Below are 11,965 nucleotides of genomic sequence, written 5' to 3'. Positions count from 1 at the left end.
GATGCCCCAGCTCACCTGGCAGAAGTCGTCGTACTGCGGCGAGGGCGACTCCTGCGTGCACATCGCCGCGACCCCCACCGGGATCCACATAACCGAATCCGCCGACCCCGGCGGAGCGATCCTCACCACCACCCCCGACGCCTTCCGCACCCTTCTCCGCTCCCTCAAGGAAGAACCGCACCGGGACCCCCAGGGCCCCGGCCTCGAAGTGACTGCCGTCGGCGACGACGACCGCACCGTCCGCCTCCACGCTCCCGGCGCCCCCGGAGTCCCCGCCGTCACCACCGACCGCCGTCGCTGGGAGACCTTCGTGCGCGGCGTCCGGGCCGGCGAGTTCGACCACTTCGTGGCGTAGCGTCACGCCCCCGTGCAACGCGGGGCGGGAGAAGACCCATCCTGCTGAAAAGCGTGAACAGTAGGCAGAGCAACGCCCATCAGGCACTCAAATGAGCAGCCCAAGGACAACGAGAGCCGAGATGCTCACGTATTTCAGGTGAGCTGGCCAGTCCGTGCCCTCCCGCCCACCGGCCGACAGAGGAACACCAGGCCGCCAACCGGCCCCGGCTGGGCACAGGCGCCGATCCGCCTCCTGCCGCACGGGGCTCAAGCCGCGCTGAGCACACACCTCGTTGCCCGGCATTACCCAGCGTGATACACAGAGTGACGATACGACTTCTCACCCAGCGGAGCGCGCCCCTACCGGAGTACGGCGCGCGCCGGTGGCAAGCTATTCGTACGAAACCCGCCAACAGATGACGCCAAGTCGACATGCGACAGCGCCATCGTCGGCGACAATGAGGGCTGACCTCTGCACAACCGCAGGGGTGCGGAACTACCCATACAGGGGCGGTGACTTACATGTTCTTCGCGGCCGACGAGGGAGACATCAACACCATTATCGGCGGGATCGCTCCGGATTGGGGCCCCTTCGGCAGCCTGGGCAACGAGGCCAAAATCATGATCGAAGTGGTCATGGCGGTCGCCATCCTCATCTGCCTGGGCATCGCCATCTGGGGGGCGGCCAAACAGCGCATCGGCGCCACGGCGTTGAGGGACACGTTCAGTGCCGAACAGGGCAAGGGCCTCATCATCGCGGGGCTCACGGGCGTCTTCATCATCGGTTCGCTCGGCACGCTGTTCACCATCGTGTACGGAATGGCCGTGTAGTCCCGCCCCCAATCGCTCCCGACCGGGCACGCCCGGCACCCCCTCCACCCCACCCGCCCGTCGTGCCCACCGGCTGAGGTTGCGTTTCCCTGATGTCCAGTCACCACACCGCGCCCGCGCGGGGACCAGCACGGCTACCGTCGTACATGGAGTACGCGGAGTACGAGGCGTTTCCGCACGACACTGAGGGGGCGTACGCGGTATGAGTCTCGGAGACGACACGGGCCAGACCCGCACCCGCCTGCCGGAAAGGGGCGGCGATCCGTACGGCGGCGCGCGCAGAGGCGGCCGTTCGTCGTCGCGCAGCCTGGTGACGGTGGTCGGCGTGGTGGTCCTCCTGATCGCGGCGATCGCCTTCGCGAACCGTGGAGGCGACGATTCCGCCGCAGAGGAGGGCGGCTCCGGCGACTCCCCCAAGTCGGCGGCGACAGCCCCGTCGGGGAAGAAGCCGGTCAGCTCGAAGGCGTCCGGCATCCCCTCGGGCTTCGCCCACGACCAGCAGGGCGCGGAGAGCGCGGCGGCGAACTACTCGGTGGTGCTGGGCTCCGCCGAGATGTTCGACAAGGACCGGCGAGACGTCATCCTTCAGTCGATCATCGTTCCCGACCGCGTCGCGGACTTCGAGGCGACGCTGGACAAGGCGTACACACCGGAGTTCAACAAGAACGTGGGCCTCAACGACGACGGCACCACGCCGAAGGGCCACACGTTCGTCTCGCGTACCAGCCCGATCGGCACCAAGGTCACCGCGTCGTCTGCCGACGCGGCAACGGTGGAGGTCTGGTGCAGCGGACTTCTGGGGCTGGCAGGCGAGAGCTCCACCAACCCGGTCACCAACAGTTGGTTCACCATCACCATGCAACTTGAGTGGACCAACGACGACTGGAAGATCGTGACCCACTCTCAGAAGGACGGCCCTACCCCGGTTCCCGGTGACAAGCGGGCCTCCAGCGCCGACGAGATGGCGAAGGCCGTCGAGGAGTACGGAGGGTTCACGTATGCCCGCTAACCACCGCCTGCTCAAACTGACCGGTGCCGTCGCGGCCGTACAGGCGGCTGCCGTCGTCTTCGCCACGCGGGCCCTCGCTGCACCCACACCGACGCCCACGCCCACGGACAGCGACAACCCCTGCGACCTCATCCCCGGCCGCGCCAAGGACTACTGCGAGCGAGGCAGAGAGGGCGAAGGGTCCGGCAGTTCCTCCACCCTCAACGAACCCACCACCACCCTCGACCCCCTCGCCTCCCTCGCCCAGGGCTGCGCCGACGCCGCCTCCTGGACCGTCGACAAGCTCAGCGACGCCGTACAGGAGACCGCGAACGTCGACTTCACGAACGACACGTTCCTCCAGCAGTACGCCGTCGTCTTCGCCGCGTCGACGATCCTCACCCTCATCCTCTGGCTGCTCGCGGTCGCCAAGCGCGCGGTGCGCGGCGTCCCCCTCACCACCGCCCTGTCCGAGGCGATCGGCTTCCTCTGGCTCACCGTCCTCGCCTCCGCCTTCACCCCGCTGATCCTCTACACGATCGTGTCGGCGACCGACGGCGTCACCGAGGTCCTCGCGAAGGCGACCGGCGACCAGACGGACACGTTCTTCGGCACGTTCTCCGGCGCGCTCGAAAAGGGCGACGACATCGGCGGCGGCCCGATCATGCTGATCGTCGTCTCCCTCGTCTCCATCCTCGCCGCCGGCGTCCTCTGGCTGGAGCTCGTCATCCGCGCCGCCCTGCTCTACGTCGGCGCCCTCCTCGGCACCGTCGTCTACGCGGGCCTCGTGGACAAGAACCTGTGGGGCCACGTCCGCCGCTGGGCGGGGATCATGATCGCCGTGATCCTCGTGAAGCCGGTGATCGTGATCGTGCTCGGCCTCGCCGGGGCGCTGTCCGCCGAGGAGGGGCCCGACGCCTTCTCCGCCGTGGTCTCCGGGCTGGCGATCATCCTGCTCGCCATCTTCGCCTCCGCGATGATCTACCGCTTCGTCCCCGGCTTCGGCGACGAACTCGCCAGTTCCCGCAACAACCGCCTCATGCAGGGCGCCGAGGGCAAGGCCGCCGCCGTCATGAGCTCCCCGGCGACCCTGGTCGCGCAGGGCATCAAGACCCACAGCACCCGCGCCGACAACAACCGCGGCGGCCAGTCCACCGGCCCCCGCCCCTCCAACCCCGCCTCCGGCGGAGTCGCCGCGCACAGCTCGCGCACGTCGAACGGCGGCGGAGCCACCGCCCCCGCGCCCCGCTCGAGCAGCCCGGTGAACACCCCCCACGCCAGCAACACCCGCAACAGCAGTAACAACAGCACGGGAGGTGAAGGGCGTTGACGACCGAGTCCCATTTGTCCCATCCGGTCACGCCCCGCCGTACGTATCTGATCGGCCGCGCCCGGCCGAACGCGATCGTCGGCCGTAATCGCGAGACCGGTGAGATCGCGCTGATCGTCGTGGGCGCGTTCCTCGGCATGATGTGCGGGCTCCTCGTCCCCGTCCTGTCCGTGCGGATCGTCCTCCTCGTCGGTTTCCCGATGCTGGCACTGGCCGCCGTGTACGTGCCGTACAAGCACCGCACCTTCTACAAATGGTTCGAGATCAACCGCAGCTACAAGCGCACCGTGCGCCGCGGCACCACCTACCGCTCCGGCGCCGTCGAGGCAGGCACCCGCCTTGACGGGCGTGAGGTGGAGATCGGGCCGCCGCCCGGGATCGGGCGGATCACCTGGCTCGCCGCCCCCTTCGGACCGGACGAGATCGCCGTACTGCTGCACGCGGACCGCAAGACCGTCACCGCCGCCATCGAGATCGAGGGGCCGGGCGTCGGCCTGCGCGACTCCGAGGACCAGGAAGCCCTCGTCGACCGCTTCGGCACGCTGCTGAAGCACGTGGCCAACGGCGACGGCTTCGTGACCCGCATCCAGATGCTCGCCCGCACCCTGCCCGCCGACCCCGACGCGCACGCCAAGGACGTCGCCGTGCGCGGGGACGCCACGTCGCCGCCGTGGCTGCAGCAGTCGTACGACCAGCTCCAGTCGATGGTGTCGACCAGCAGCGAGCAGCACCGCGCCTACCTCGTCGCCTGCATGCACTACACGCGCGAGCTGGCCGCCGAGGCCAACGCCATGGCCCGCGCGATGCGCAGCCAGGGCGGCGGCAAGGTGGACCGGGACGCGGGGCTCGCCGTCGTCATGGCCCGTGAGCTGACCGACATCTGCTCCCGGCTCCAGGAGGCCGACATCCGCGTACGGCAGCCGCTCGGCCAGAGCAGACTGTCCTCGCTGATCCACTCCATGTACGACCCGGACCACCCGATCGACCACATCCAGGCGATGACGCAGCGCAACGCCTGGCCGGCCGAGCTGGACGCCATGGAGCCCACCTACCTCCAGGCCAAGACCCGCGAGTCCGTCACCCGCGCCCCCTGGTGCCACGCCACGGCCTGGGTGAAGGAGTGGCCGATGACCCCGGTGGGCGTCAACTTCCTGGCCCCCCTCCTCGTCCACACCCCGGACGTGATCCGCACGGTCGCCGTCACCATGGACCTCGAACCCACCGAGGTCGCCATCGAGCGGATGCTGACCGAGAAGACCAACGACGAGGCGGAGGCGTCCCGCGCCGCCAAGATGAACCGCACCGTCGACCCGCGCGACCTCGCCGCCCACAGCCGCCTGGACCAGCGCGGCGAGGACCTCGCCAGCGGCGCGGCCGGCGTCAACCTGGTCGGCTACATCACCGTCTCCTCCCGCAATCCCGAGGCCCTGGCCCGCGACAAGCGGACCATACGGGCGTCGGCCGGAAAGTCGTACCTGAAGCTGGAGTGGTGCGACCGCGAGCACCACCGCGCGTTCGTGAACACACTCCCGTTCGCCACCGGCATTCGAAGGTAGGGGCTGAGCCGATATGCGGGATCCGCTGTCCGTCGTCACCGACGCCTTCACGTCCTTCCTGTTCGGGAAGGTCGAGACGACACGGCTGCCGGTGCGCACGTCCACGGGCCAGGCACAGGCGGTCTACCTCCCGACCGCCGCCCCCGGCCTCGGCGACTCCGGCGTCATCATCGGCCGCGAGGTCTACTCCGGCAAGGGCTACATCTACGACCCCTTCCAGCTCTACGGCCAGCAGCTCCCCGCCCCGCACTGGCTGGTCCTCGGCGAGTCGGGAAACGGCAAGTCGGCCCTGGAGAAGACGTACGTCCTGCGCCAGCTGCGCTTCCGCGACCGCCAGGTCGTCGTCCTGGACGCCCAGGGCGAGGACGGCGCCGGTGAATGGAACCTCATCGCGCAGGAGCTGGGGATAACGCCGATCCGCCTGGACCCGATGGCCGCACTCGACCAGGGCATCCGGCTCAACCCCCTGGACCCGGCGATCACGACCACCGGGCAGCTCGCCCTGCTCCGGACCATCATCGAGGTCGCGATGGGCCACGGCCTGGACGAGCGTTCCGGCTTCGCCCTCAAGGTCGCGCACGCCTACGTCAACGAGACGATCGTCGAACGCCAGCCGGTCCTCTCCGACATCGTGGAGCGGCTGCGCCACCCCGAACCGGAGTCGGCGGAGGCGATGAACGTCGCCATAGACGACGTACGGGCGTGGGGCCTGGACGTCGCGCTGGTCCTGGACCGCCTGGTCGACGGTGACCTGCGCGGCATGTTCGACGGCCCGACGACCGTCGGCATCGACCTCGACGCACCGCTCATCGTCTTCGACCTGTCCCACATCGACCGCAACTCCATCGCCATGCCGATCCTGATGGCGATCGTCGGCGTGTGGCTGGAGCACACCTGGATCCGCCCCGACCGGAAGAAACGCATCTTCCTGGTCGAGGAGGCCTGGCACATCATCAACAGCCCGTTCGTCGCCCAGCTGTTCCAGCGGCTGCTGAAGTTCGGGCGGCGGCTCGGTCTGTCGTTCGTCGCGGTCGTCCACCACCTGTCCGACGTGGTGGACGGGGCGGCGGCGAAGGAGGCGGCGGCCATCCTGAAGATGGCGTCGACCCGGACCATCTACGCCCAGAAGGCGGACGAGGCGCGGGCGACCGGCCGGGTCCTCGGCCTGCCCCGGTGGGCCGTGGAGATCATCCCGACCCTCACCCCCGGCATCGCGGTCTGGGACGTCAACGGCAACGTCCAGGTGGTCAAACACCTGGTCACGGAGACCGAACGCCCGCTGGTCTTCACCGACCGCGCGATGACCGAGTCCTCCGCCGACCTCACCGACGACGCCCTGCGCGCCGCCGAACGGGAGGCGGAGGAACGGGCGGCGGCCTTCGTGGAACAGCACGTCGGCGACTCCGAATCGACGGTGGCGTAAAGGGGGGCACGCGTGAGACCGGACGATCACCGTGAGCACGGCCGGGCCGGCGGCCAGGGCGGCGGCATCCCCGACGGGCTGCTGATCGGCATCCTCGCGTTCCTCATCGGCGTCACCACGATGGTGTGGACGGCCACCGGCCTCGCGGGCCTCTTCGCCCACGGCCACTGGCCGTCCGGCGTCACCTTCGCCCGCACCCCGGTGGCCATGCGCCACCTCGTCGCCGACCCGCAGAACCTCCCCGGCGCCTGGCCGGACACCCCGGAGGCCGCCCTCTCGGGGTACGGCCTCTTCTGGGGCCTGTTCATCGGCCAGCTGATGATCCTGACCGTCCTGACGGTGTTCGTGCTGGGCACGGTGGCCCGCTGGAGAGCGGTACGGGCACGACGCCGGGCGGAGCGGGCGACGGGGGTCATGCCGACGCAACGGCCCGAGCGGCAGCCGCAGCCGACACCGCAGCCGGTGCACGAGGTGCCGACGCCAAGAGGGCCCGAGCAGGAGACGCCGGCACCGCAGCCGGTGCAGCCACCGGCACCCCGGCAGTCACCCTCACCCGCGCCGCAGGAAACGGCGCTCACCTCCCTGTCCGAGAGCGAACGGACGGGCGGGTGGGAAACACCCCGCTCCGGAGGCGCGGGGGTCCACTACGGCCCCCCGGCCACCCGCCACACCACCGCGGCCCAGGCCGTGCGCGACGCGGAGGGCCCCGCCCTCGTCCTCACCTCCAACCCCACCCTCTGGCACGACACCAAGGACGCCCGCGCCAAACTCGGCCCCACCCACCTCTACGACCCCACCCACCTCTGCGACACGCCCGCCCGCCTCCACTGGTCCCCCACAGCCGGCTGCGAGGACAAGGACACGGCCAAAGCCAGGGCGGCCGCACTCCTCGCCCCCGTCCGCCCCACCTCCCGCCTCGACCAGGCGGTCAGCGACACCGCGGAGACCCTGCTCCGCAGCTACGTCCACGCCGCCGCCGTCGACGGCCGTACGATCCGCCACGTCCACCGCTGGTCCCAGGGCCTCCAGGTCCACGACGCCGTACGCATCCTCCGCACCAACCCCAAGGCCGCCCCCGGCGCCGCCGGCGAACTCGAGGCGGCCCTCACCGCGCACCCCGAACGCCGGGACATGGCCCAGCAGCTGACCACCCGCGCCCTGGCCGCGCTCTCCACGGTCAACGTCCGCGAGGCCTGCACTCCCAACCGAAATGATGCCCTCGCCTTGGATTCCTTCGTCCATGAAGGGGGAACGCTTTACGTCGTGGGTGAATCCATCGAGGACCCCCGCACCAGCCCGGGCGCGATGCCCCTGCTGACGGCCCTCGCCTCACACGTGGTCGAGCACGGCCGGCGCATGGCCGAACGGTCATCCTCCGGTCGGCTCGACCCACCACTCACCCTCGTCCTGGACGACGTGGCGGCCGTGGCCCCGCTCCCCCAGCTCCCGGAACTGCTCGCCACCGGCGCCGATCACGGCATGCCCACCCTGGCGCTGCTCCGCTCCCGCGAACAGGGCAGAACCCGCTGGCCCCACGACGAACTACCGGTGTGAACGCGTCCGCGCTCGAGGACCACCCCCCGCTCCCCCGGCCTGTCCGCCAACGGCACGGTCACCCCGCTCTCCACGAAGGGCGCGGCACCCATGGCCGCCGCCGTAGTACCGGGGTACCACCGTCCTCACCCGGAATACGGCCCGCGGTCCGACGCCCGCCGCCCCCGCACGGCCGAGCATCGAAGCATGATTACGGCACAGGACCTCACCAAACGCTACGGCGACCGGACCGTCGTCACCGGCCTGTCCTTCACCGTCCGCCCCGGCACCGTCACCGGCTTCCTCGGCCCGAACGGCGCCGGCAAGTCCACCACCATGCGGATGATCCTCGGCCTGGACGCCCCCACCCGCGGCCACGCCACCGTCGGCGGCCGCTCCTACGCCGCCCACCCCGCACCCCTCACCGAGGTCGGCGCCCTGCTGGAGGCCCGCTCCGTCCACCCCGGCCGCACCGCCCACCACCACCTGCGCGCCCTCGCCCTCACCCACGGCATCCCGAAGAGCCGCGTCGAGCACGTCCTGGGCCTCACCGGCCTGACCGACGTGGCCCACCGCCGGGTCAAGGGCTTCTCCCTCGGCATGGGCCAGCGCCTCGGCATCGCCGCCGCCCTGCTCGGCGACCCGGCCACGGTCATCCTCGACGAGCCGGTCAACGGCCTCGACCCCGAGGGCGTCCTGTGGATCCGCACCCTCCTCAAGTCCCTGGCCACCGAGGGCCGTACCGTCCTGGTCTCCTCCCACCTGATGAGCGAGATGGCCCTCACCGCCGACCACCTGGTCATCATCGGCCGCGGTCGGCTCCTCGCCGACACCACCGTCACCGACTTCGTACGCCACTCCGGCGCGGGCTCGGTCAAGGTCGTCACCCCGGACGCCGCCGACCTCGTACGCCACCTCACCGCCCCCGGTGTCACGGTCACCACCGACGCCCCCGGCACCCTCACCGTGCACGGCACCGACGCCGAGCACATCGGCCGCACGGCCGCCGCCCACGGCATCCCCCTCTTCGAACTCACCCCGAACACGGCCTCCCTGGAGGAGGCGTTCATGAACCTCACCCACGACGCGGTCGAGTACCCCGCCACCCTGGAAGGAGCAGCCGCATGACCACCGCCGTCCAGCCCTACCGGACCACCCCGGCCCGCGTCCTGCACTCCGAATGGCACAAGCTGTGGACGCTCCGCTCCACCTGGGTCAACCTCGTCGCCACCAGCGCCCTCACCCTCGCCATGGGCACCGGCATCAGCGCCGCCTACGACGGCACCGGCGAAGGCGGCCTCGACACGGTCGTCTTCGTCCTCCTCGGCACCCAGTTCGCCACCGTCAACCTGGCCGTCCTGGGCATCCTCGCCACCGCCGGCGAGTACTCCACCGGCCAGATCCGGGCCACGATGACCGCCGTACCGCGCCGCCTGCCCGTCCTGTGGTCCAAGGCCGCCGTCCTGGCCGCGGTCGCCCTCCCCCTGTGCCTGCTGACCAACCTGCTCACCTTCCCCCTGGCCCAGGCCTTCCTCACCGACACCGACCAGTCCGCCGCCCTCGGCGACCCCGGCGTCCTGCGCGGCCTCGTCGGCAACGCGGCGGGCCTCACCCTCCTCGCCGTGACGGCCCTCGGCTTCGGTGCCGTGACCCGTTCGATCCCCCTGGCCATCGGCGCGTACATCGGCCTCGTCATGATCGTGCCGGAGGTCCTGGCGATGCTCCCGTACGCCGTCGTCGACGACGTCGTCGACCACTTCCCCGCCCAGGCCCTGCAGTCCCTCACCGCCGCCGGCACCACCTCCCCGGGCACGGCCCTGCTCACCCTCGCCCTGTGGGCGGCGGCGTCCCTGGCCGCGGCCGCGACGACCCTGCGCCGCCGGGACGTCTGACCCATGCCACCCACCGTGTTCCCCCCGGCGGACGCACCCACGACCATGGACCTCGTGACGGACGACCAGGAGGCTCCGACGACGGGGGTACGGACGACGGAGCCCCTCACCCAGTACCTGCAACGCGCCAACCAGCGGGCACACGCCTTCGACCGGCGCCACCCGCTGCTGTGGGACCTGCACTTCACCGGCTTCTGGGTGACGGCCGCCCTCATCGACTACACCGGCGGCGGCTGGCGCACCATCACCCACAGCCCGGACGCCCCCGGCCCGCTGCTCCTCGCCCTGAGCCTCGGCCTGTCCGTCCCCCTCCTGTGGCGCCGCACCCACCCCGCGGCGGTCCTGCTCGCCATGGCCCCGTTCGCCCTGGCCAACGCCTGGACCGGCACCGCACTCCAGGCGGCACTGCTCCAGCTCGTCGTCGTCTACCACATCGCCCTGCGCCTCCCCCTGCGCAATCTGTGGTGGGCCACGGCCCTGATGCTCACACCCGTGGTGATCTCCACGGCCCGCTACGGAGAGGGCGAGTGGAGCCAGCAGATCGGCTCCCAACTGACGTCCGTCCTCGTGGCCGTCCTCATCGGCATCACGGTCCGCACCCGGCAGAACTACACCGAGGCCCTGGAGGACCGCGCCCGCCGCCTGGAGATCGAACGCGACCAGCAGGCCCGGCTCGCCGCCGCCGCCGAGCGCGCCCGCATCGCCCGCGAGATGCACGACATCATCGGCCACAACCTCTCCGTCATCACGGGCCTCGCCGACGGCGGCAGGTACGCGGCCGGCAAGTCCCCGGAACGCGCCGCCCAGGCCCTGGACGCCATCGCCACCACCAGCCGCCAGGCCCTCGGCGAACTGCGCCGCCTCCTGGACGTCCTGAGGGACGAGGGGACAGCGGCCCACCCCGCGGAACTGGCCCCCCAGCCGGCCCTCACCGACCTGGACCAGCTCATCGACGGCGTCCGCAACGCGGGCCTGCCCGTCCACACCACCGTCGAGGGCCGGACCACCCTCCCCCCGGGCCGTCAGCTCACCGTCTACCGCGTCATCCAGGAAGCCCTCACCAACACCCTCAAACACGCCGGCCCCGACGCCACCTCGGAGATCTCCATCGCCTACGGCGACAAGGGCGCCGTCACGGTCACCGTCACCGACACGGGAACCCCGACGACGACCGCCCCCTCCGACGGCCGCGGACTCCCCGGCATGCGTGAACGAACCGCCCTGTACGGCGGCACACTTGAGGCCGGCCCCCGACCGCGGCCCGAGCAGGGCTGGCGCGTCCGTCTGCACCTTCCGGAGGAATCCCCGCAGTGACCACCGTCCTCATCGCCGACGACCAGCCCCTCCAGCGCTTCGGCTTCCGCATGCTCCTGGAGAGCCAGGACGACCTCACCGTCCTGGGCGAGGCGGCGAACGGCACCGAAGCGATCCGCATGACGGCGGAGCTGCACCCCGACGTGGTCCTGATGGACATCCGCATGCCCGGCCTGGACGGCATCGAGGCGACCCGCCGCATCGTCGCCACCGGCGACCGCACCCGTGTCCTCATCCTGACGACGTTCGACCTGGACGAGTACGCCTACGCCGGCCTCCGCGCGGGCGCCTCCGGCTTCCTCGTCAAGGACGCCCAGCCGGAGGAGCTCCTCTCCGGCATCCGCTCCGTGGCGACCGGGGACGCGGTCGTCGCCCCCAGCCTGACCCGCCGCCTCCTCGACGCCTACGCCCAGCATCTGCCCACCGGCGACGGCACCGTGGCCGTCCCCCCGAACGACGCGCGTCTGTCCGCCCTCACGGAGCGGGAACGCGAAATCCTCACGGTCATCGGAAAGGGCTGGACGAACACCGAGATCGCCGCCCGCCTCCACCTGGCCGAGTCCACGGTGAAAACCCACGTGGGCCGGATCCTCGCGAAGACCGGCTCACGGGACCGCATCCAGGCCGTGATCCTGGCGTACGACACGAAACTGGTGGAGCCGTCCTGAAACGCAGAAAACCCCGCACCATACGGTGCGGGGTTTTCCCGAAGAATTGTTCGGCGGCGTCCTACTCTCCCACAGGGTCCCCCCTGCAGTACCA

At 70.9% G+C, this 11,965-nt stretch carries 11 protein-coding genes; all 11 read left to right on the top strand.

Features of this window, described 5'->3' with window-relative positions:
• Position 1 precedes the first annotated feature (1 nt).
• A complete protein-coding gene (locus KUM38_RS00060) occupies positions 2 to 355 on the top strand; it encodes a DUF397 domain-containing protein (RefSeq protein WP_217127148.1) in 354 nt (117 codons plus the stop codon).
• Between the two features lie 503 nt (positions 356 to 858).
• Positions 859 to 1,167, top strand: a complete 309-nt coding sequence (locus tag KUM38_RS00055) for a hypothetical protein (protein ID WP_030829533.1) — start codon at positions 859 to 861, stop codon at positions 1,165 to 1,167.
• Between the two features lie 202 nt (positions 1,168 to 1,369).
• The gene (locus tag KUM38_RS00050) at positions 1,370 to 2,176 is read left to right on the top strand and encodes a hypothetical protein (RefSeq protein WP_217127147.1); all 807 of its coding nucleotides are present in this window, start codon (positions 1,370 to 1,372) and stop codon (positions 2,174 to 2,176) included.
• A complete protein-coding gene (locus tag KUM38_RS00045) occupies positions 2,166 to 3,485 on the top strand; it encodes a hypothetical protein (RefSeq protein WP_217127146.1) in 1,320 nt (439 codons plus the stop codon). The genes KUM38_RS00050 and KUM38_RS00045 overlap by 11 nt, the downstream gene beginning before the upstream one ends.
• Positions 3,482 to 5,041, top strand: coding sequence for an SCO6880 family protein (locus KUM38_RS00040; protein ID WP_217127145.1), 1,560 nt, complete (start codon positions 3,482 to 3,484; stop codon positions 5,039 to 5,041). The genes KUM38_RS00045 and KUM38_RS00040 overlap by 4 nt, the downstream gene beginning before the upstream one ends.
• A gap of 13 nt (positions 5,042 to 5,054) precedes the next feature.
• The gene (locus KUM38_RS00035) at positions 5,055 to 6,464 is read left to right on the top strand and encodes an ATP-binding protein (RefSeq protein WP_217127144.1); all 1,410 of its coding nucleotides are present in this window, start codon (positions 5,055 to 5,057) and stop codon (positions 6,462 to 6,464) included.
• Between the two features lie 12 nt (positions 6,465 to 6,476).
• The gene (locus KUM38_RS00030; protein ID WP_217127143.1) at positions 6,477 to 8,018 is read left to right on the top strand and encodes a type IV secretory system conjugative DNA transfer family protein; all 1,542 of its coding nucleotides are present in this window, start codon (positions 6,477 to 6,479) and stop codon (positions 8,016 to 8,018) included.
• 186 nt (positions 8,019 to 8,204) lie between these two features.
• Complete coding sequence (locus KUM38_RS00025) at positions 8,205 to 9,125, top strand: ABC transporter ATP-binding protein (RefSeq protein ID WP_217127142.1); 921 nt, start codon at positions 8,205 to 8,207, stop codon at positions 9,123 to 9,125.
• Positions 9,122 to 9,889, top strand: coding sequence for an ABC transporter permease (locus tag KUM38_RS00020; protein WP_217127141.1), 768 nt, complete (start codon positions 9,122 to 9,124; stop codon positions 9,887 to 9,889). The genes KUM38_RS00025 and KUM38_RS00020 overlap by 4 nt, the downstream gene beginning before the upstream one ends.
• A gap of 45 nt (positions 9,890 to 9,934) precedes the next feature.
• On the top strand, positions 9,935 to 11,203 hold the full coding sequence (locus tag KUM38_RS00015) for a sensor histidine kinase (RefSeq protein ID WP_254396459.1): 1,269 nt from the start codon (positions 9,935 to 9,937) through the stop codon (positions 11,201 to 11,203).
• A complete protein-coding gene (locus tag KUM38_RS00010) occupies positions 11,200 to 11,871 on the top strand; it encodes a response regulator transcription factor (RefSeq protein ID WP_217127139.1) in 672 nt (223 codons plus the stop codon). Before KUM38_RS00015 ends, KUM38_RS00010 begins: the two co-directional genes overlap by 4 nt.
• Positions 11,872 to 11,965 lie beyond the last annotated feature (94 nt).

This window comes from Streptomyces sp. AC558_RSS880, from assembly GCF_019049255.1.
Lineage (GTDB): Bacteria > Actinomycetota > Actinomycetes > Streptomycetales > Streptomycetaceae > Streptomyces.
The sequence above is the reverse complement of the archived record's forward strand: the minus strand, read 5'-3'. Positions and strand labels throughout refer to the sequence as shown.